The sequence below is a fragment of the Acinetobacter sp. 24-47-47 genome, assembly GCF_057737035.1.
In genome coordinates this window covers 364,216-385,335 of sequence record NZ_CM173216.1, presented here as the reverse complement: position 1 = coordinate 385,335, position 21,120 = coordinate 364,216, and the positions used below count along the sequence as shown (strand labels likewise).

Annotated in this window: 18 protein-coding genes; 5 read left to right on the top strand and 13 right to left on the bottom strand. The window is 40.2% G+C overall.

The window, feature by feature from the left end; genetic code table 11:
• Positions 1 to 142 precede the first annotated feature (142 nt).
• On the bottom strand, positions 143 to 1,015 hold the full coding sequence (locus tag AC1M9E_RS01695; RefSeq protein WP_035265059.1) for an acyl-CoA thioesterase: 873 nt from the start codon (positions 1,013 to 1,015) through the stop codon (positions 143 to 145).
• Between the two features lie 301 nt (positions 1,016 to 1,316).
• On the opposite strand from AC1M9E_RS01695, the gene plsB reads away from it, so the two are divergent.
• Entirely contained in the window at positions 1,317 to 3,890 is a 2,574-nt protein-coding gene (plsB, locus tag AC1M9E_RS01690; protein WP_481610312.1) for a glycerol-3-phosphate 1-O-acyltransferase PlsB, read from the top strand.
• A gap of 36 nt (positions 3,891 to 3,926) precedes the next feature.
• Here the strand turns inward: plsB and AC1M9E_RS01685 are convergent, their stop codons facing one another.
• Positions 3,927 to 4,724 (bottom strand): Rossmann-fold NAD(P)-binding domain-containing protein, encoded by a 798-nt coding sequence (locus AC1M9E_RS01685; RefSeq protein ID WP_481592046.1) that lies wholly within the window; start codon positions 4,722 to 4,724, stop codon positions 3,927 to 3,929.
• A gap of 53 nt (positions 4,725 to 4,777) precedes the next feature.
• On the opposite strand from AC1M9E_RS01685, the gene recG reads away from it, so the two are divergent.
• Both recG and AC1M9E_RS01675 read left to right on the top strand, forming a co-directional pair.
• A complete protein-coding gene (gene recG / locus AC1M9E_RS01680; protein ID WP_481592047.1) occupies positions 4,778 to 6,823 on the top strand; it encodes an ATP-dependent DNA helicase RecG in 2,046 nt (681 codons plus the stop codon).
• Between the two features lie 67 nt (positions 6,824 to 6,890).
• Entirely contained in the window at positions 6,891 to 7,523 is a 633-nt protein-coding gene (locus AC1M9E_RS01675) for a ComF family protein (protein ID WP_481608153.1), read from the top strand.
• Between the two features lie 17 nt (positions 7,524 to 7,540).
• Here AC1M9E_RS01675 and AC1M9E_RS01670 read toward each other — a convergent pair whose 3' ends face one another.
• Together AC1M9E_RS01670 and AC1M9E_RS01665 are read right to left on the bottom strand one after the other, a co-directional pair.
• Positions 7,541 to 7,942 (bottom strand): NUDIX hydrolase, encoded by a 402-nt coding sequence (locus AC1M9E_RS01670; RefSeq protein ID WP_488224972.1) that lies wholly within the window; start codon positions 7,940 to 7,942, stop codon positions 7,541 to 7,543.
• Positions 7,939 to 8,538: an LOG family protein gene (locus tag AC1M9E_RS01665; protein WP_488224971.1), complete on the bottom strand. Its 600-nt coding sequence runs from the start codon at positions 8,536 to 8,538 to the stop codon at positions 7,939 to 7,941. Before AC1M9E_RS01665 ends, AC1M9E_RS01670 begins: the two co-directional genes overlap by 4 nt.
• 155 nt (positions 8,539 to 8,693) lie before the next feature.
• Between AC1M9E_RS01665 and AC1M9E_RS01660 the strand changes: the two genes are divergently transcribed.
• Positions 8,694 to 9,707 (top strand): CorA family divalent cation transporter, encoded by a 1,014-nt coding sequence (locus tag AC1M9E_RS01660; protein WP_035265042.1) that lies wholly within the window; start codon positions 8,694 to 8,696, stop codon positions 9,705 to 9,707.
• A gap of 110 nt (positions 9,708 to 9,817) precedes the next feature.
• Here the strand turns inward: AC1M9E_RS01660 and AC1M9E_RS01655 are convergent, their stop codons facing one another.
• The 8 genes from AC1M9E_RS01655 to dxs all read right to left on the bottom strand — a co-directional run bounded on the left by AC1M9E_RS01655 (position 9,818) and on the right by dxs (position 18,545).
• Positions 9,818 to 10,078 (bottom strand): STAS domain-containing protein, encoded by a 261-nt coding sequence (locus tag AC1M9E_RS01655; RefSeq protein WP_481589461.1) that lies wholly within the window; start codon positions 10,076 to 10,078, stop codon positions 9,818 to 9,820.
• A gap of 39 nt (positions 10,079 to 10,117) precedes the next feature.
• Positions 10,118 to 10,750: an MlaC/ttg2D family ABC transporter substrate-binding protein gene (locus tag AC1M9E_RS01650; RefSeq protein ID WP_035265038.1), complete on the bottom strand. Its 633-nt coding sequence runs from the start codon at positions 10,748 to 10,750 to the stop codon at positions 10,118 to 10,120.
• A 19-nt stretch (positions 10,751 to 10,769) separates the two neighbouring features.
• Positions 10,770 to 11,450: an outer membrane lipid asymmetry maintenance protein MlaD gene (gene mlaD, locus AC1M9E_RS01645; protein WP_481609202.1), complete on the bottom strand. Its 681-nt coding sequence runs from the start codon at positions 11,448 to 11,450 to the stop codon at positions 10,770 to 10,772.
• On the bottom strand, positions 11,450 to 12,229 hold the full coding sequence (gene mlaE / locus AC1M9E_RS01640) for a lipid asymmetry maintenance ABC transporter permease subunit MlaE (protein WP_035265034.1): 780 nt from the start codon (positions 12,227 to 12,229) through the stop codon (positions 11,450 to 11,452). Before mlaE ends, mlaD begins: the two co-directional genes overlap by 1 nt.
• Positions 12,226 to 13,044, bottom strand: a complete 819-nt coding sequence (locus AC1M9E_RS01635; RefSeq protein ID WP_035265033.1) for an ABC transporter ATP-binding protein — start codon at positions 13,042 to 13,044, stop codon at positions 12,226 to 12,228. Before AC1M9E_RS01635 ends, mlaE begins: the two co-directional genes overlap by 4 nt.
• 424 nt (positions 13,045 to 13,468) lie before the next feature.
• On the bottom strand, positions 13,469 to 15,283 hold the full coding sequence (locus AC1M9E_RS01630; RefSeq protein ID WP_481590851.1) for a DEAD/DEAH box helicase: 1,815 nt from the start codon (positions 15,281 to 15,283) through the stop codon (positions 13,469 to 13,471).
• 408 nt (positions 15,284 to 15,691) lie between these two features.
• Entirely contained in the window at positions 15,692 to 16,522 is an 831-nt protein-coding gene (locus AC1M9E_RS01625) for an inositol monophosphatase family protein (RefSeq protein ID WP_035265030.1), read from the bottom strand.
• Positions 16,523 to 16,640: 118 nt separating this feature from the next.
• Positions 16,641 to 18,545: a 1-deoxy-D-xylulose-5-phosphate synthase gene (dxs, locus tag AC1M9E_RS01620; protein WP_481592053.1), complete on the bottom strand. Its 1,905-nt coding sequence runs from the start codon at positions 18,543 to 18,545 to the stop codon at positions 16,641 to 16,643.
• Positions 18,546 to 18,862: 317 nt separating this feature from the next.
• On the opposite strand from dxs, the gene ribA reads away from it, so the two are divergent.
• A complete protein-coding gene (gene ribA / locus AC1M9E_RS01615; RefSeq protein WP_180028265.1) occupies positions 18,863 to 19,465 on the top strand; it encodes a GTP cyclohydrolase II in 603 nt (200 codons plus the stop codon).
• 87 nt (positions 19,466 to 19,552) lie between these two features.
• Here the strand turns inward: ribA and hemN are convergent, their stop codons facing one another.
• A complete protein-coding gene (gene hemN, locus AC1M9E_RS01610; RefSeq protein ID WP_488224970.1) occupies positions 19,553 to 20,923 on the bottom strand; it encodes an oxygen-independent coproporphyrinogen III oxidase in 1,371 nt (456 codons plus the stop codon).
• Between the last annotated feature and the right edge of the window lie 197 nt (positions 20,924 to 21,120).

The following is a 21,120-nucleotide window of genomic DNA, read 5'->3' as shown; positions in this document are numbered from 1 at the left end:
TAGTCGCACTATGCCATGAGCGCCCTCAAGAATCGATCATTTTTTCTTGTTAGCTTTGCAACCGAAACGAATAATTTATAAATACAAATATGAAGTAAAAAGCCAAATCTGAAGATTTGGCTTGAAGCATGGATCAATTATCTTATTGCGTTTCGATTTCACGAATTCGAATTAGACCTTCTTGCACTGTACTACAGACCAATTGTCCATTTTGCCACATTCTTCCAAAGTTCAATCCTCTAGAACTTGCACTAATCGTTGCTTCCATGTCATAGAGCATCCAATCATCTACACGAAATGGTTTATGAAAGTACATGGTATGGTCAATGCTGGCACATTGTAAACTCGGTGAAATATAACTGAGTCCGTGTGGTCGTAGTGCAGTTGTCATCAAAGTAAAGTCTGAATAAAAAGCAGCGATCGCCTGATGTAATGCATTTTCATCTACATCATCAGCCAAACGATCGTGTGTACGAATATAGTGCGCGTAAGACGGCGCTTCAGGTTGTGGTTGGAATGGATTGACTGGCATTACAGGCTTAATTTCAACATGACGATCACGCATAAAGCTGGCACGCACATTCTCTGGTACGAAATCGACAATCATTTTCTTGAGTTCAGCTTCAGATTTTAGCCCATCTACTGGCGGGTATTCTGGTTCAGCAACTTGATAATTGAGACCCTCTTCTTGGTCTGCAAAAGATACCATACACATGAATATCGTCTTGCCATGTTGAATCGCACGAACTTGGCGACTCACGAAACTACGCCCATCTCGGATTCGATCTACTTCATAAATAATGGGTGCATTAACATCTCCACCAAATAAGAAATATGCATGCAATGAATGTGCAGGGCGATCAGTTGTATATGAAGCAGCACGTAAAGCTTGACCTAGAACTTGTCCACCAAAGACGCGTTTGCCAACCAAATTTTGGCTTTTGCCTCTAAAAATGTTTTCTTCAAGTCGTTCTAGCGTGAGTAAATCTACGAGTTCTTGCGTGAGCTGATTCATATCGGACCTATATATTTCATTGCTACGACATTAAATTGGTCCTGTTGAATTTAAACAGATTTTCCAATTTAATGACTCAATCTCTATCTTGCCATAATTTCCGAGTAAACAACTAAACTTTGCTTGACTATATTGTCATAAAACAAATTTGATATTTTGGCTAAAAATACGATTATTAACGAAAATTCATCCAAATTCTGTGCATTTTGTTAGAAAATGACATATTGTTTTGATCACAGATTTAAGAAAATAATTGCCTTCATTCGCGTCATGCGAAATTCGTCTTTGGCTAGGAGTATGTATGTCCAAGAATGGCTTTGGTCAAATGTATCGTCGACTTTCCAGTAAGTTGCTTGACCTCGTAGTAACACCGCATGTTCTTGGAGAGGTTCCTACTGAAACCCAACCTTCAACACCACCCACTGAAAATAACACGACTCACAAAAAAGTGGTGTGCTATGTATTACAAAATTACTCGCGTAGTAATGCGTTAGTGGTTGACGGCGAAACTCGTCGATTAAATCTCGCGCCAGCACTTGACCCACTCATGATCGGGGACCATAAAGAGAAAGCTGCTGTATTATTTTTACAACATCAAGATGAAACAAACTTACTTAATCCGCCACCCCATGCATTTCCACCTCGTCTCCTCAGATTGATCGAGATATTGGATAAGCACCCAGATACTGACATTGAACTTGTACCAGTGACTGTATTGTGGGGCCGCTCACCGGACAAAGAAGATTCATTATTTAAATTGCTATTTACGGACACTTGGGCAACACCAAGTACTGTTAAACAACTGATGAATATTGGTTTACATGGTCGCCAATCTTTTCTTGAATTCCATGAACCAAAATCACTGCGCGAATTGGTAGATTACGCACGTGTAACACATCCAAACTTGTCTCCTGCAACATATATCGTCAATCAACTCAATGATTATCTAGATCGTCAGCGTGAAGTTGTATTAGGTCCAGATTTGTCAGATCGTCGAAACGTGATGCAATCATTGATTAAATCTCAAGATGTTCAGGACGGAATTCGCAAAGAAAGTATTCGCTCTAAAATCAGTTTGATTGAAGCTGAGCGCCGTGCGATCGGCTACGTGAATGAAATTGCATCAGACTATTCTCATGCAACCGTACGTTTTGCAGAACAAGCCCTGACGCGTCTTTGGACTCAACTCTATGACGGCGTAGAAGTACATAATTTCAATACAGTTCGTGAATTAGCGAAAGACTACGAAATTATTTATACACCTTGTCATCGTAGCCATATTGACTACCTATTACTCTCTTATGTGATTTATAAGCGTGGGATGATGGTACCGTACATTGCTGCAGGTGATAACCTGAATATGCCATTCGTTGGTCAGCTTTTACGTGGTGGCGGTGCATTTTTTATACGTCGAACCTTCCGTGGAAATGCGTTATACACCACTGTATTCAAAGAATATCTATACAGTATCCTATCGCGCAACACGCCATTAGAATACTTTATTGAAGGTGGACGTTCACGTACTGGACGTTTATTACCGCCGAAAACAGGTATGTTGGCAATGACTGTGCATAGTCATTTGCGTGGTCGTGCTAAACCTATTGTATTTGTCCCGACCTATTTTGGTTATGAACGCCTGATGGAAGGTGCAACTTACGTCGGTGAAATGAATGGTAAGCCTAAAGAGGCCGAATCTATCTTTGGTATTTTACAAACCTTAAGAAAGATTGAACGCATCTTCGGTAAAGTACACGTAAACTTTGGTGAACCCGTCTTCCTTGATGAGATTTTGAAACAGCATGGTGCTGAAAATATCAAAATTGAGAAGAATGATGACCCGATTCCTCAAGAAGTTTCTGATGCAGTCAACACCTCAGCAAATGCAATTCTTGAAAATATTAACCGTGCTGCTGTTATCAACCCAGTTTCGTTATTGTCACTTATTCTTTTATCGACTTCCAAGCACACGCTTGATGAAGAGATTTGCATTAAACAGTTAGATACCTATCGCAATCTTCTAACAGCTTTACCTTATGATCATCGAGTTCAAATCACACCACTGTCTGGTAAAGAAATCATTGCTTATGGTTTAAAACTCAAGTTGATTAAGCGTGTAAAACATGTCCTTGGCGACATCATTGCGATTGAAGATGGTCAAGCAGTATTACTGACATATTTCCGCAATAATATTTTGCATGCTTATGTCTTGCCATCACTGATTGCTGCGATGGTCGAGCACAATGGTAAAATTTCACAGGGCGATTTGATTAATGTCATTCGTACACTTTATCCATTCTTGAAAGCTGAACTTTTCCTTAAGTGGAATACGGATGAACTTAAAGAACAGATCTGTAACTATGTTCAAGGTCTGGTAGAAGCACAGTTGATTACGATTGATGAACATGGAAATTTATGTAGCCCTGCACCTAACTCTGAACAACACAATCAGTTAGTCGTGCTTGCTGCTCCAGTGAAGCAAAGTATTGAACGCTACTACATGACACTTGCCCTAATTACTCAACGTGGCTCTGGAAATATTACGACCAAGCAGGTCGAAGATTTAAGCCATCTATTAGGTCAGCGTTTATCTGTACTTTATGAGTTCAACTCACCTGAATTCTTTGATAAAGCGCTCTTCCAAAGTTTTATCAAAGTTCTGACTCAACAAGGCTATATCAGTAATAACGAAGAAGGCGCAATAGTCTTTGATGCACAATTCAAAGAGGTTGCTCAATATGCCAACTTGGTACTAGATGATGTAACCTTACAAATGTTGCAACATATCACTTCATTTAACGATGAAGAGCTCAAAGAAGCTTTGGATGCAGTTGCTGATCAACAAGCCAAAAAACGCTTAAAACGCAAGAAAAAATAGTATCTAAAACCCTCCCCAGCGAGGGTTTTTTTATGCCTAAATGAGTTCTCGATAATCCTTAAAAAATTGATTATGTTTCAATTTAAAACCAGTGCTTAACATTCGAGAGGCATAAATTTTCTTTCCATGCTGTGCCTCACTCAATAATTTTAATGGAAGGATGTTTAACTGCTTTTGGAACCACAGAATAATTTCATGTAATGGAATGGGTTGATTATTACTACAAATATAAGTTTTTTCTGGATGTTCCACGTGAAGTAAATGGACAAGAAAACCCGCTAAATCTTCGATATGAATTCGATTCGACCAATGCACATTGGGATAGGTCATTGTATTTTGAGCAAGCTGCATCATTCTCTTCACGGATACGCCATAAATACCAGTGGGTCTCACAATGATACATTGCTGTGGGAAGGCGTCTTGCCAAAGTTTCTCCATTGTGGCTAACACTAATGCTTTCTCATCTTTCGGATTGATCTCTGTTTGGTCATCAATCTCCTCCCCTTGATCTTGTCCGTAAACGCGTGTTGATGAGACAACAATAATCTTTTGGATGGGATGCAATGCCAGCTGATTTCTCATATGTGGAATCGCATCTATGAAAGCAGCTTTATACCCGTCTAGTGATGGGTCTTTGGGTGCAATCAACACGTATACTGCATCAATAGGCGACAATGTCGATAAATCAAGTTGGTGTATATCTTGTTGAAGATGCATAGCACCTGCTTGATCTTTCCTGCTTAAACTGACTGTGGTAATTTGATGTCTTTGTTGAAATAATTGTTTAGCAACATGTTGGGATGTTTTACCATAACCGATAAATAGAATATGCATGTAAGACCTATTCTCTAGTGTTATAAAGTCAATTTAAGCAAAGTTGAGGGGACATGACTGCAGTCCATCAGTTGCAAGGTGTAGGAAACGCCGCTGCCGCTTTACTCGAAAAATTAAATATCTGGAATACGGATGATCTTTTGTTTCATCTGCCTCGAGATTATGAAGATCGCAGTACTATTGTGCCCATGAATCAACTTCAAGTAGGTCGAAGCTATTTACTTGAAGGCACTGTCGCATCAATGGATATGCCGCCCGGTAAACGCAAATCCATGGCAATATTATTACAAGATGATTTTGGAAAAGTCACCTTACGTTTTTATCATATTTATAAAGCATTGATGGATCGCGCAAAGCCTGGAAATCGTTTAAGAGTGTTTGGTGAAGTCCGAGTAGGCGCTCGTGGCCTAGAAATGTATCACCCAGAAATTCAATTGATTACGGAGCATACCCCACTTCCCAAAACGCAGCTAACCGCAATTTACCCATCAACGGAAGGACTCACTCAACCTAAACTGCGCGAATATATTAAACAAGCTTTAGCACAACATGCCCATGATTTACCAGAACTGATTCCTGCAAAATTTACCAATGGGTATGCTTTAAAAGAAGCACTAGAATATATTCATCACCCTCCCACCGATGCCAATATGTTGCAACTGGCTGAAGGGCAGCATCCTGCGCAGCAACGTCTCATCTTTGAAGAATTAGTCAGTCATCAAATTAGTTTGTTGACTCGTCGTGCATACATTCAACAGATCTCCGCACCTGCATTTTCAGCCAGTCGAACATTTGCCAAACAACTTCTCTCCACACTTCCCTTTGAAATGACGAATGCTCAAAAACGTGTTTCAAATGAAATTGTGAAAGATCTTAAACAAAACAAACCGATGCTCAGACTGGTGCAAGGTGATGTAGGCGCAGGCAAAACCCTAGTAGCAGGCATTGCGGCATGTCATCCACTCGAAGAGGGATGGCAAGTTGCTCTTATGGCACCGACTGAAATCCTCGCAGAACAACATTATTTAAATTTTAAAAAATGGTTCGAACCACTCAGCATCCAAGTTTCTTGGTTATCAGGCAAACAAAAAGGGAAAGCACGCGCTGCTGCAGAACAGCAGATTAGAGAAGGCTCTGCCCAATTGGTCGTCGGCACTCATGCACTATTTCAGGATAACGTCCAGTTTCATAAATTGGGTCTTGTCATCATTGATGAACAGCATCGGTTTGGAGTTGACCAGCGTCTAGCATTACGAAATAAAGGGGCACAGGATACGACACCACATCAGTTAGTAATGACCGCCACCCCTATCCCACGTACGTTAGCAATGTCAGCGTACGGAGATTTAGATACTTCTGTGATTGATGAGTTACCCCCAGGGCGTACCCCAATCCAAACAGTCACTATTCCACTCGATCGTCGTGAAGAGGTCCTGCAGCGTATTGCGACAAACTGCGCTGAAGGTAAGCAGGCTTATTGGGTCTGTACATTAGTGGAACAATCAGAGACGTTAGATGCCCAAGCTGCTGAAGCGACTTATCAGGAGATTAAAGAACGCTTTCCGCACCTCAATATTGGTTTGGTTCATGGCAAAATGAAAGCTGATGAAAAACAAGCTGTCATGCAACAGTTCAAAGACAATCAATTACAACTGCTGATCGCAACAACTGTGATCGAAGTTGGAGTGGATGTACCAAATGCATCCATCATGGTCATTGAAAATGCGGAGCGACTGGGTCTATCTCAACTACATCAATTAAGGGGCCGTGTGGGTCGAGGTGCTAAAGCAAGTTTTTGCGCATTATTATATAAAAGTCCTTTATCGCAGAATGGACAAGAGCGTTTACGCATTATGCGTGAAACCAATGATGGCTTTTTAATAGCAGAAAAAGATTTGGAAATCCGCGGCCCAGGCGAACTGTTAGGAACGAAACAGACTGGAGACATGGGCTTTCGCGTGGCTAAATTGGAACGGGATGACCATCTGTTAACTCAAGCGCACTATGTCGCGACTCAAATTTTAAAAGATTACCCACATCAAGCGGATGCTCTTCTTAAACGATGGTTACCAGAAGCGCCTAGATATGCGTATGTTTAATATGTTCCTTAATCAACGAGCTCAGTTATAATCATAGGTACTCACAATAAAAATAACTTGAGCCATGATGCTGAGCCCTATTCATAACCTCTATCACACATTATTATCACGACGCGCTTGCCAATTATGCGGATTCTCTCCAACTCAAACCCACAGACTATGTGATGACTGTTGGACAATGCTTCCATGGAAAAGCCCTTCACTCATTCATCGACATGAAAGAAATATTTATGCTTGTTTCGACTATAGCTTTCCTATAGATCGCATTATTCACTTATTCAAATATGAACAACAACTTCATTATCAAACTTTTCTAGCACACACATTGCTAGAACTTAAACTGAAACGTTTTCAAGCGATTGTACCTATGCCTATTTCAAACGAGCGCTTGAAAGAGCGTGGTTATAATCAAATGATGGTCATCGGAAAAATTCTTTCCAAAAAACTGCAAATACCCATTTGGCAGCCAATTGAACGTTCAGCACAACACTCACAGAAAGGCTTAACACGTGTAGAAAGAATCGAGGATATTCAATCTCAATTCAAACCTATACGTTCAGAAAAAGGAAAGTTTAGAAATATCCTGATTATTGACGATGTCGTGACCACAGGGAGTTCAGTCAATGCGTTGACCAATGCACTAGAAAAGCTCGGCTGTCAGAACATTCAGATCGCATGCATTGCAGCCGCAGAATATTGACACAGTCACTTTAAGTTTTAATCGGCATTAAAATGCTGCCTACACCAAGGAATCACGATTTCTCGAGTTAACGGTGCTAAAGGCGTAGCATCATCATCTAAATCGATCCATTTCATTTCAGCAATTTCTGCATGAATGTGAGGCTCTTGTTTAAGCTGAACTCGATAGAGATAACTAATCAACTGATGATCCGCTTCATTTGCAGCTTTGGTTTCAAAACGACCTATATATTGATCTATTACTGCCTCAGCGCCAATTTCTTCTTTAATTTCTCGCAGAATCGTGTCTTCAGAAGGCTCATTCTCCTCTAACTTCCCACCAACTTGCATGAAAAACTGGGTATTCTTTTTTCGAACCAACAACAACTGCTGATCCTTATTGGAAATAATCGCTGCTGCGACAGTAATGATTTTGCTCATGTATCTAGTTTCACCAAATCTTCTCGATCTTGGACACCCCATTTCGGTTGTGGTGCCTGATAAGACTCGAATTTTGACACAATATCCTCGATTGAAGTTGAATTGATTAATGCATTGGTAAAGCGAGCTCGAGTAAACTCTTGATCTGTCGTATGTTGAATGAATTGTAATAGAACATCATAAAACCCGTTAATGTTTAAAAATGCGCAGGGTTTAAGATGAATACCGAGTTGCGCCCATGTCCATTGTTCAAAAATTTCTTCAATTGTTCCTGCACCACCCGGTAAGGCAATAAAACCATCCGACAAATCTGCCATCAGCGTTTTACGCTCATGCATACTGGTAACAACGTGAAGTTCAGTCAAATTTGGATGTGCTAATTCACGATCCACCAATCCTTGTGGAATCACGCCAATGACCTTTCCACCAGCCTCTAATGCACTATCCGCAACAATCCCCATTAATCCTGAACGACCGCCACCATACACCAAGGTCTTGCCTTGTTGCGCTAAATATTTCCCTGTTTTCTTTGCTGCATCAGCATAAACAGGATCGGAACCTAATGTTGAACCACAAAATATTGCAATAGAATTCATTTAAAATTAGCCTTAAGTTTTTATAACAACAATTAAAATGATATGTTCTGTGTTTTTTAACCTAATTAATGATGGAATCAGTTTTTTTTCATGGCATCCTTGTCTAAAATACACCCATCGTTCACACACAAACTGCGCAAGGGAGAAAAGATAAAATGCTTGAAGCCTTTTATGCCACAGAGCGCGGTAGTCTAGAAGATGCAACGATCAATGGTGGGTTTGATTTACACCCTGAATTGGTTTGGATCGATTTAATTGCACCCTCTCAAGATGAGCAAGAATGGGTTTTAGATGCCTATAAACAAAATCTTCCAACACTAAAATCATTAGAAGATATTTCATCATCTGCGCGATTCTACCGTGATGATGATGGCATTTTACATATCAGTACGTATTTTTTAACGAAAAATAAAAACTACCAAGTCGATGGTGACCCTGAAGAGTCATCCAATATGCTAGGAACGGTTCAAACCGTTGCATTTATTTTACATAAAGATCGACTATTTACTTTACGTGGTGAAAAGCTCGTTGCTTTCCGTGCCTTTCGAGCACGTGCTCGCCGTAATGATTACGACATTGACTATAAAGATCCGACTTGGATACTTTTGGGTTTACTCGAAGCTAAACTCGATGAGCTTGCGGATATCTTAGAAGATATCCACAAGGATCTAGAACTCTACTCTACAGAAGTATTGAATGTTCGCCACCGTGAACAAATTCTTGATCTCGATGATATGATTACCCGTCTTGCTCAAAAAGAAGATATGTTGGGTAAAGCACAACTCTGTTTGATTGACTTACGCCGCGTCCTGACGTTCTTAGCAAGACCCCGTGCCTTAGGCAGTCATATTTATGATGCTGATATTCGAGAACTCAGTGAGGATGTTCGCTCATTAGTAGAACATGATGCATTCTTGTTCCAAAAGGTTCGATTCTTATTGGATACCACTTCCGGTTTCATTAATACTGAACAGAATGATACGATTCGTCGATTCTCGATTTTACCTAGTATGCTTGCTCCCCCGATGTTGGTGGCCAGTATTTATGGTATGAATACTGATGTACTGCCCTTTGCTCAAGGGACGACGAGCTTTGTTGTTGTCAGTCTGATTATCCTAGTGTTCTTATTTGGACCACTGATTTATTTTAGATGGAAAAAATGGATTTGAGCACGCTTGGATGTCGCGTTTTTTAAACAACGTATGAAGTACTTTCTGTTGAGTAAATTACTATTTTATAGCGATAAAAAAGCACCCTAAGGTGCTTTTTTATTTTTCAATCAAATCAATTTTAAATCATTTTCTAAATGGCAAGATTGAATGATTTTCATCATTTTTTCTGGCACAGATTTAAAATGTAAACTCGATGTTCCAGGTGCTTGACGCAATAAACGCACTAAAACAGCTAGCGCCAGAGTACTACCATGTTCAAGACCTGATAAATTTACAGTAAGTGGAAACTGCTTTGCCTGCTGAATCAACATTAAACCTTGTTGATAATACTGTTCAGCATTGTCGAAGCTAATTTTTCCAGAAACCATAATTTCTTGATCTTTGAGTGAAATCACAATTGTTCTCTGTTATTTTTTCTCAACTGCAGCTTCAGCATCAGGCTTGAAGTTTGCAATTGCTTTATTAATATCGCCACCATTACGCTTCACAGTAGCAGCAAACTGATTACGGAATTGCAAACCTAAGTCAATTCCAGAAACGTTGATATTGCGAATCTTCCACTGATCACCTTTATCAGCCAATTGGAACGATACAGGGATCTTCTCACCCTTGTTAATAAAATCAATCGTTACAACAGGGTTTTTAGTGTTAGATGCTTTATACGGACGAATTGTATATGTCTGATTAGAAAACTTAGAGAAAGCACTGCCATAGTTTTCAATCAATGTTTCACGGAAGTTCTTCTCAAACTGTGCGCGTTGAGCAGCATTACTATATTGATTCGTCGCATAAGTTCCCATCACGATACGAGTAAATGATTGCGAATCAATATATGGATCTAAATTTTGACGAACAATTGCGCGTACCGCAGCAGGATTATTTTGTAACTTAGCTTGGTCTGCTTTTAAACGTGAAATTAAGCCATCAGCTACTTTTTTGATAAATGCAGGAGGAGTCTCCGTAGGTGCAGCAAATGCTGTACTCGCAATCATCGTCGATAAAACGCTAACAGTCAGTGTTTGCTTTACGAACGTATTCATTTATTTTTCCTCTATTTAATCATTCAACAAAAGAAGCAGTTTCATCTGTGAATTCTACAGTTTCTGCATCTGATGAACCATTTGAATCTTTTTTCGCAGCTGAATCACCAGCACCACCAGTCACAAATTTAGACACTAAGTCTTCAATTTCCATTGTGCTTTGTGTGTTGCCAATTTGATCACCACGTTTTAAATAATTTAAACCACCACCTGGAACAATTTTGAGATACTTCTCGCCCAGTAAGCCATTTGTCGCTACCATAATGTAAGCATCTTCATCAATATTGGTGATGGAGTTCATGTTAGCGATCAGTTGCTTTTCCATTTCTTTTTGTTGCGATGGCGTCGCAACTTCATAGTCACTGCTATAACGCAACTCTTCTAAAGCACCTTCTTGCACAGTTTTAAGTTGTTCATCATTGAAAGATGTCAGCTCACCATCTAAATTAATTTTCACTGTTGCAAGACGTGTTAACGGATCTAATGTGATTGACTCAACTTCACCAACTTTTACACCGCTCAGTGCAACTTTAGCACGTGGTTTAATACCATTCACATTATCGAAAGTTGCGGTCATGCTATAACTGTCTTTTAAATTTGTCCCAGCTAAGCCACTTACTTTCATTGCCAAGAAAAATAATGCACAACCAAATAGAATCACGAATATTCCAACTGCGAGCTCACTCGTACGTGATTTCATTACACACCTCCAAACATGACCGCAGTCAAAACAAAATCAAATCCTAAAACACATAGTGATGAATACACTACCGTTCTTGTTGTTGCTGTCGCAATGCCTTCTGATGTAGGCTCGCATGAATACCCCTGATATACGGCAATCCACGTACAGATTAAAGCAAATACAAAGCTTTTGATGATCGTGCCATTAAAGACATCTTTATAAAATTGAACGGCACTTTCCATACCGCTCCAATACGAACCTTCATCAGCACCTAAAAAATCCACACCGACCATTTTTCCGCCCATGATCCCCACAGCAGCAAAAATTACGGCAAGCATAGGCAAACTAAATATACCCGCCCATAAACGTGGTGAAATAATGCGTTTAAGTGGATCAACACCGATCATTTCCATACTAGACAATTGCTCAGTCGCTTTCATCAAACCAATTTCGGCGGTTAAAGCAGATCCTGCACGCCCCGCAAAAAGAAGTGCAGCAACCACTGGCGCAAGTTCACGCAACAAGGTCAACGAAACTGCTGCACCAAGCATCGCTTCACTGCCGAAAGTGACCAAAATGCTATACATCTGTAAACCCAAGACTGCACCTATAAACAGCCCTGACACCACAATGATAAGCAATGATAATACGCCAACACGATACATTTGATAGATAAAGAGTTTGACTCCAATCCAAGTTGGCATCGAAAATAAAATTTGAACTAGCATAATGGCTGCAACGCCAATACCTTGAACACGTTCTATAACGCGTCTACCTAGTGAGGCTATCGCATTCATGTACGCACCTCATCACTTAAATATGCTTGATGACTAAATTGATAATCCACAGGACCTTCGACCGAACCTGTTAAGAATTGACGGACGAAAGGCGAACTATGATTCTTTAACTGATCAGGTGTGCCCTCGCCTTGTACTTTACCTTCCGCAACCACATAAATGTAATCTGCGATCGATAATGTTTCAGCAACATCGTGAGACACAATAATGGTCGTTAGGTCTAACGCTTCTCGTAAAGAACGAATCAATCGGGTTAAAACCCCCATTACGATGGGATCCTGACCAGCAAATGGTTCATCGTACATAATCAAATCTGGATCTAGTGCAATTGCACGAGCTAACGCCACACGACGATTCATCCCCCCTGAAAGCTCAGAAGGCATCATTTGCTCAGCGCCACGTAATCCCACAGATTCGAGTTTTAAAGCGACCAGTTCTGCAATCAGATGTTCAGGCAATTGAGTATGGGCGCGGATAGGGAAAGCTACATTTTCATAGACAGTCATATCAGTGAAAAGCGCACCACTTTGAAAGAGCATCCCCATACGAGCACGTGCTTTAAACAATTCCTGACGACTCATTTGGCTAATATTTTTGCCATCCAACAAGACCTCGCCTGCATCAGGTACAAGTTGCCCCCCAATGAGTCTAAGAAGCGTGGTTTTACCCGTCCCTGAAGGCCCCATAATGGCAGTAATTTGACCCTTACGAATCTTTAAATTGACTTGGTCGTAAATAACACGATCACCACGATTAAAGCTTAGATTTTTTACTTCGATCAACGCTTGCTCATCGATTTGTATTTGATTATTCATAGCTGAGCGTGTTCCTACAATTTTTCAGCTTGCATACTATACTCTGAAATAACTGAATTTAAATGTTATTTATAAAATACAAGGTTAAGCGGACATTGTAGCATTATTGATCATTTTTATTAATTTTGCTTATAGAAAGATGTGTTTTATTTATGAAACAATGATTTGAAATTATTCTTTTTTATAAATTTATAATGTGATACTAAAAAAGTAATAGGCAAGATTAAGTAATACCAATAAAAAGAACACGTACATCATGATTGCACCAACATTCATTTGCTTCGTCTCAATCATTATAATCTTATTATTCATATTTTACATTTACCATAAATAATGTGAACTTATTCACTTTTATTCTAACAGATTTTTTTATATGAGCAATAAAAAACCAGCCCGAAGGCTGGTTTTTATTTAGCTTTACCGATTAGTCGTTAAATTTACGACGTGGGCGATCGCTATTGAATTCACGCTTTGGACGGTCATCACCTAATGTACGTTTTGGACGATCAAAACCACCTTCACGACGTGCTGGACGGTCACCGAAATCACGTTTTGGGCGGTCACCAAAACTGTTTTCACGAGGTTTATAATCTACACGGTTACCACGATTGTCATCGTTAGAACGAGGGCGATCACCGAAATCACGCTTTGGACGATCATCAAATGAACGTTGCGGACGGTCACCGAAATCGCGACGTGGACGATCTTCGCCATTAAACTCACGACGTGGACGGTCATTGTTAAACTCGCGACGTGGACGATCTTCACTATTGAATTCACGACGTGGACGATCGTTGTTGAACTCGCGACGCGGACGATCTTCGCCATTAAATTCACGACGTGGACGGTCGTTGTTAAACTCGCGACGTGGACGATCCTCACCATTGAATTCACGACGTGGACGATCTTCACCAAACGAACGGCGTTCGCCATCACGGTTACCTTCGCGACGTTTGAAGTTTGATTCACCTTCAAAACGACGACCACCACCGAAACCACCACGGCCACGGCCTTCACCACCACGGCCACGACCGCGACCAGCGCCATCACGACTACCGCGTGCTGGAGGTGGAGATGGCTCAAGACCTTCAATTTCAGAAACTTCTAGACGTGCATCTAAGTAGTCTTCTAAAGCACGAATTTTACCACGTTCACGGTAAGTCGCTAATGTGATTGCTTTACCAGTACGACCTGCGCGACCTGTACGACCAATACGGTGTACATAATCTTCGTTCTTCATTGGAAGACCAAAGTTAATCACGTGTGAAATTGTTGGTACATCTAGACCACGTGCTGCAACATCAGTTGCAACTAAAATTTTTGCGCGACCTTCACGGATGCTGCGCAAACGACGGTTACGTACAGTCTGTGGCATTGCACCATGAAGTGCTACAACTGAAAGACCAGCTTCAGACAGTTCTTCTGCAAGCATATCTGTATCTTCTTGCGTAGAAGCAAATACAACAGCTTGATCAAGATCTTCTTCATTTAACCAATGTGTTAAAAGCTTTTTCTTGTGCTCAAAACCATCAGTCCAATGTAGAGTCTGAGTGATGTCAGTATTCGTCGTGTGACCAGTTTCTATCGCAATACGTTCTGGCTCATTCATCATACGTTCTGCCAACGTAATAATACGTGGTGCGAACGTCGCAGAGAACATTAATGTTTGATCACGGTTACCCGCTAAATCACTGATCGCCTCTAAATCTTCAGAGAAACCAAGATCAAGCATACGGTCTGCTTCATCTACAATTAATGATTTAACTTTGTCCAATTTGATTTGACGACGGTTTACTAGATCAAGTAAACGACCTGGAGTCGCCACAACAACTTGTGCACCTTTTAATTGTTGGATTTGTTTACCAAAAGGCATACCACCCATAATCGCAGCAATACGAACACCTTTCATGTGACGTACAAATGCAATCGCATCTTGGCTCACCTGTTGAGCCAATTCACGTGTTGGGCAAAGTACTAAAATTGTAGGTGCAGTTACAGCACGCATACGCTCTTTGAAAGAAAGCAACGTATCTTCACTACCCGCTAAAGCGTGAAGTGTAGGTAATAAGAATGCAGCAGTTTTACCAGAACCTGTTTGGCTTGATACTAAAAGATCTTTACCATCTAAAGCAGCAGGAATTGATTGTTCCTGAACAGGAGTAGGCGATGTAAAGCCTAATGCTTGTAATGCTTGTTGAAGTGATTCGTGTAGTGGAAAATCAGCAAAAGTTTTGCTCATAGAGTTTTTCACCCGAAAATTGGGTGCTCCATTAAATAAAGTCTGATGGACATCGGCAAAAAGCGGTACAGCAATAATCGCTGAAAATATAGAATCAGCGGCGATCCGAGAACGACGATGCGTATAACGCACACATGATTACAGCCTGAACCTGAAGGAATCGCTTTTAGCGATTGGGTGGGGCGCGAAATAATGTCCTCTCTTTGGACCGGACGCGCATACACAATATAGAAGAGAAATGTTCAGGTAATGAACGAAATTTAGTGCGTGCGCGGAGTATAACAGATTTTTTTATAATGTCATTAAGTTTAATTGCTTTTTGGTGCATTCAAGTACAAATATTCAGATTTATCATGTTTTGGACATAAAAAAGCTCCCAGTTAGGGAGCTATCATAAATTTGATCTGCTTATTTAGCAGCAGCACCCCAAGCTGGGACAACTGCTTGCATCAATGGTTTCAATAATTTCATAGAACAAGCCAAGACTTGACCATTTTCCATTGAATTTGAACCACCGCGCGCATCAACTACTGTACCACCAGCCTCTTTAACAATTAGCTCACCCGCTGCGATATCCCATGGTTTCAAACCAAGTTCGAAATAACCATCGTAACGACCAGCAGCAACATAAGCTAAGTCAAGTGCTGCCGAACCTAAACGGCGGAATTGAGCACCTTGTTCAGATACAGCCAACAAAGAATCGAAGTGATTTTTTGCATAAGAAACTACTTCGCCATCGCGTTTAGCACGATATGCATGACCAACAGCCAAGAATGTACGATCTAAACTATCTTTTACATTCACACGAATACGACGTTGGTTCATCATTGCACCGCGACCGCGACTCGCAGAGAACAATTCATCTTTGATTGGGTCATACACAACACCGTGTTGAGTCACGCCTTTGTGTTGAACTGCAATAGAAATACAGAAGTGTGGGACACCATTAATGAAGTTTAAAGTACCATCTAAAGGATCGATCACCCAACACCAGTCAGCATCGTGACCTTTACCTTCTTGCATACCAAACTCTTCACCAAGGAAGCTGTGATTTTTATAGCTTTTGCGCAAGATATCGATCGTCAACTCTTCAACATAGCGATCAACGCGAGTCACAGGACCTTCGATACCTTTTTCTTCAACTTGCAGATCAAGTTTATGACGATTCTGATGCGCTTTTAAAAGCTCTTGACCAACTGTTTGAGCCGCACGCGCAGCCATCACCACCATAGGTTCCATTGAACACCCACTACAAATTTGAAGATACTGATAAAGAATAATGCATAAAAGCGCCGACATTTTATCAAATATCGGCGCTTTTAGGTAAAAAATGTTTCTAAAATTTTATGACTTGTATTTAAACCACCTGTACAAGCTTCAACCAAGCTTGTTGAATTGAAGATTGGATACCTTCTGCATCCAATCCACAATCTTTAAGCATCTCACCATGACTGGCTTGTGCTAAGAATTGATCAGGTAAGCCTATGTTCAAAACTGGCTTGAGAATGTGTTCGGCCATTATAAATTCATTCACAGCACTTCCAGCACCACCCATGACTGCATGCTCTTCAACCGTTACAAAAAGTTGGGTTTGATCTGCATATTGTCGAATGATTTGACCATCTAGGGGTTTAACAAAACGCATATTCAAAACGCGTACTGCAACATCCAATTGATCAACTAAAAGCTGAGCAGCATTTTCTGCAACACTCACGCGGCTACCGAAAGCTAAAATAGTAATCACTTCTTCGGCTTTTACATTCAGCTCCAAAGTTAACTCAGCTTTACCAATTTCAAGCGCTGTCAGTTCTTTTTGAATTTCAACACCTAAACCATTTCCGCGTGGATAACGTACTGCAGCAGGACCCGGGTGCAAATAAGCGGTATGTAGCATTTGACGGCATTCATTTTCATCTTTTGGTGCCATAATCACGATATTCGGAACTGTACGCATAAATGCGTAATCATATGCACCAGCATGAGTTGGTCCATCCTCACCTACTAAACCTGCACGATCGATACCAAATGTGACATCAAGGTTTTGTAATGCCACATCATGAATGAGCTGATCATAACCACGCTGTAAGAAGGTTGAATAAATTGCCACTACTGGTTTTAAACCTTCACATGCCATACCAGCAGCTAAGGTCACTGCATGTTGTTCTGCAATTGCCACATCAAAGTAACGATCAGGATATTGTTTGGCGAATTGCACCATACCTGAACCTTCACACATGGCAGGTGTAATGGCTAACAACTTATCATCCAACTGGGCTTCATCACACAACCATTGCCCAAAAACATCAGAATATTTGGGTGCTTTTGTTGAAGCTGATGCAGCATTTAATTTAGCAATTGCGTGATATTTTATTTGATCTACTTCAGCAGGTGCGAAGCCCTTACCTTTCTTGGTATAGATATGAATTAAGCGCGGCCCCTTACGTTTTTTTAAGGCACTAAATACATTAACAAGTTCATCGACATTATGACCATCGAATGGACCAAAATAGTCAAATCCAATCGCTTTAAATAAGTTATCTGCAGCCTCTGTAGCAGCACAATGTAAGCGTGAAGTGTAGTCCCACTCAGGATAATCCCGAATAAATGGATTACCCTGCTCATCAATGTGTACAGATTGCCCTTTTTCCCAAATAGCAGCCAAATGTTTTGCAAAACCACCCGTGCTACATGAAATCGACATATCATTATCGTTCAGTACCACCATGAGATCAGCATTATGTGCAACAGCATCATTCATGGCTTCGAATGCCATCCCTGCTGTCATTGCACCATCACCGATAATTGCAACTACTTCACAAGGATCTTTTTGATAACGACGAGCTAAAGCCATTCCCAAACCCGCTGAAATAGCAGTTGATGAGTGGCCCACACCAAAAGTATCAAACTCAGACTCTTCACGAGCGGGGAACGCCGCTAAGCCATTTTTTGCACGAATTGTTGTTAGTTGCTCACGACGTCCAGTCAAAGCTTTATGTGGATATGCTTGATGACCCACATCCCAAATAAGACGATCATGTGGTGTATTGAAACAATAATGCAAGGCAACAGTTAATTCGATTACACCCAGATTGGCACCGAAATGCCCACCACTTTGTCCAGCAGCATACAAAATAAATTGACGTAGCTCGTCCGACACTTGACTCAATTGTTCTTTGGCTAGTTGACGCAATTGCATTGGATGATCAATCGCATCCAACAAAGGCGTAACAGGACGTTGACTAGGTATTTCGGTATACAACATATGTGGCAATGCCTTCTAAAGCCTGGCAAATCCTAAGCTAGGTAAATGGGTTAGCTCGATTCTTCTTATTGATCGAGAAATCGAAAAAAAACACCTTAAATCAACCACATTTATATTGGTCCAGTGTTGAGCTTTCGCTAAACGGGCGTTGTTAGGTAGCTAGATTATCCTGAATATCGATGCTACTTATCAACTATTATCTTGTGCTTTGCAAAAAAAAGGAAATCTTCTGTGTAAATTTGCACAATGATACTCAACTATGGTCTGATCATTCAGCTATACTTTAGCCAAATTATGAACATGTAATGGAAGTCGCTGTGCCTATAGAGTTTGTTGCCACATCTAAATTACCCACTGCCTTTGGTGATTTTAAAATCACTGTTTTTCAAGATCCTAAAACAGGTGAAGAACACGTAGCATTGTCAAAAGGATTAGATACAGCACCCACCTCTCCTGTCTTGGTACGAATCCATTCCGAATGTTTAACAGGTGATGCTTTTGCTTCATTAAAATGTGATTGTGGCCCACAACTTCAAGCAACTCAAAAACTGATTAACGAAGCAGGACAAGGCGTAATTTTATATTTACGTCAAGAAGGTCGTGGTATTGGTTTAACCAATAAAATTCGTGCTTATGCCTTGCAAGATCAAGGACATGACACAGTGGATGCCAACCTGATGCTCAACTTACCCGCTGATGCGCGTAAATACGATATGTGCAGTATCATGCTGGATCACTTACAAGTGAAAAAAGTCAAACTGGTTACGAATAATCCTCTCAAAATTAAAGCTTTAACTGATTTAGGAATTGATGTGGTTGATCGTGTCCCGTTAACGGTCGGTTTGAATAAATTCAATGAAGAATACTTAAAAACCAAACATGAGCGCATGTCACATATGTATCAAAAGGATGATTTTTAACTACAGCATAATTTAATCGTTGTAAAAAAATACCCCGATGCTTAGGGGTATTTTTTCACTTAGACTCAATCTAATTTGTGAAGATGACTATATCGTCATAGAAAATATCCGATTTTCAGGTTTGTTTCTTTTTAACCTTAAATCGAAAGCCATACAGATATTTCGTACAAATGGTTTTCCAGCTTTCGTTACCTTCAATCCATATTCACTCATCTTCACAAGTTGGTCATTTTGCATTTCAGCTAAATCTTCTAAAACTTGTGGTCGCTGTGCAAAATCCATGTCACCTTGCCAATTCGTCTCAAAGTGGCACATGAGATTTAAAATGTGTTTTCTGATTTTCAAATCTTCTTCTGTTAAAAGATGGCCTTTAAAAACTGGAATTTCATTTTGTTCTAATCGAGCATAATAATTTTCAAGCGTCTTTTCATTTTGGGCAAAACCTTGCCAACAATCGCCAATAGCTGACATCCCTAAGCCAATCATCACTTCTGTTTTTGAAACGGTATATCCCATAAAATTACGATGTAACTGTTGTGCTTGAAATACCTGATACATATCATCATGCTCAAGCGCAAAATGATCCATTCCTATTTCATGATATCCAGCAGACAATAATTTTTGTTTTCCTTGCTCATAACACTGTCTTTTCTCTTCATCGCGCGGAACATCATGGTCTTTAAAACCACGTTGCCCATTGCCTTTGATCCATGGTACATGCGCATAACTGTAAAAGGCTAAACGATCTGGCTTAATTTGAATGGTTTGATCAATTGTGTTTAAAACATCATCTAAATATTGAAAGGGCAGCCCGTAGACCAAATCATGCGAAATAGAGGTATAACCAATTTCACGCGCCCATTCTGTAACCTGCTTTACGTGTTCAAAAGATTGAATTCGGTGGATCGCTTTCTGCACGGTTTCATTATAATCCTGCACGCCAAAGCTAACGCGTCTAAAACCCAATTCAAACAGCGTCTTTAAATGATCGTAAGAAGTATTATTAGGATGTCCTTCAAAACTAAATTGATGATCTTCAGCTACTTGTGATAACGCTAAAAGCCCATCAATCAACTGTTTAAGATGCTGAGGAGAAAAAAATGTAGGTGTCCCCCCCCCTAGATGTATCTCTTTAATCAAAGGACGCTCTATAAATAACTCACAATACAATTTCCATTCTTTTAACAAAGCCAAAATATAGGGCTGTTCCATTTCATGTTTTTTAGTGATTTTTTTATGACATCCACAAAAAGTACATAAGGACTCGCAAAAAGGTAAGTGAATGTAAAGGCTAATACCATGTTGGCTATTCGATTTATCAAAACGTATTTTTAGTTTTTGCTGCCATAGTACTCGATCAAAAGTCGACTGCTCCCAATACGGAACTGTGGGATAGCTCGTATATCGAGGACCTGGAACATTATATTTTTGCACCAGTGAAACAACGTTTTCGAACATATCCCCACCTTTAAAATCACCACATATTAAAAGCTTAACTGCTTTCAGTCGTCCTATTTTGAGGAGCTTATTCTTTTAATTCAACCTAGTATCTTGGTCAGGATTCATAAGCAAATTCAAATCACAAAGTACGTTTACCCTGACTAAACTTAAATCTCGATCTGCTATATCGATAAAATCGCCTTAATCTTTCATAC

Bases quoted from the DNA above. Each gene is read 5' to 3' on its own strand.
- AC1M9E_RS01695 (WP_035265059.1), bottom strand. From the start codon at position 1,015: ATGAATCAGCTCACGCAAGAACTCGTAGATTTACTCACGCTAGAACGA.
- plsB (WP_481610312.1), top strand. From the start codon at position 1,317: ATGTCCAAGAATGGCTTTGGTCAAATGTATCGTCGACTTTCCAGTAAG.
- AC1M9E_RS01685 (WP_481592046.1), bottom strand. From the start codon at position 4,724: ATGCATATTCTATTTATCGGTTATGGTAAAACATCCCAACATGTTGCT.
- recG (WP_481592047.1), top strand. From the start codon at position 4,778: ATGACTGCAGTCCATCAGTTGCAAGGTGTAGGAAACGCCGCTGCCGCT.
- AC1M9E_RS01675 (WP_481608153.1), top strand. From the start codon at position 6,891: ATGCTGAGCCCTATTCATAACCTCTATCACACATTATTATCACGACGC.
- AC1M9E_RS01670 (WP_488224972.1), bottom strand. From the start codon at position 7,942: ATGAGCAAAATCATTACTGTCGCAGCAGCGATTATTTCCAATAAGGAT.
- AC1M9E_RS01665 (WP_488224971.1), bottom strand. From the start codon at position 8,538: ATGAATTCTATTGCAATATTTTGTGGTTCAACATTAGGTTCCGATCCT.
- AC1M9E_RS01660 (WP_035265042.1), top strand. From the start codon at position 8,694: ATGCTTGAAGCCTTTTATGCCACAGAGCGCGGTAGTCTAGAAGATGCA.
- AC1M9E_RS01655 (WP_481589461.1), bottom strand. From the start codon at position 10,078: ATGGTTTCTGGAAAAATTAGCTTCGACAATGCTGAACAGTATTATCAA.
- AC1M9E_RS01650 (WP_035265038.1), bottom strand. From the start codon at position 10,750: ATGAATACGTTCGTAAAGCAAACACTGACTGTTAGCGTTTTATCGACG.
- mlaD (WP_481609202.1), bottom strand. From the start codon at position 11,450: ATGAAATCACGTACGAGTGAGCTCGCAGTTGGAATATTCGTGATTCTA.
- mlaE (WP_035265034.1), bottom strand. From the start codon at position 12,229: ATGAATGCGATAGCCTCACTAGGTAGACGCGTTATAGAACGTGTTCAA.
- AC1M9E_RS01635 (WP_035265033.1), bottom strand. From the start codon at position 13,044: ATGAATAATCAAATACAAATCGATGAGCAAGCGTTGATCGAAGTAAAA.
- AC1M9E_RS01630 (WP_481590851.1), bottom strand. From the start codon at position 15,283: ATGAGCAAAACTTTTGCTGATTTTCCACTACACGAATCACTTCAACAA.
- AC1M9E_RS01625 (WP_035265030.1), bottom strand. From the start codon at position 16,522: ATGGAACCTATGGTGGTGATGGCTGCGCGTGCGGCTCAAACAGTTGGT.
- dxs (WP_481592053.1), bottom strand. From the start codon at position 18,545: ATGTTGTATACCGAAATACCTAGTCAACGTCCTGTTACGCCTTTGTTG.
- hemN (WP_488224970.1), bottom strand. From the start codon at position 20,923: ATGTTCGAAAACGTTGTTTCACTGGTGCAAAAATATAATGTTCCAGGT.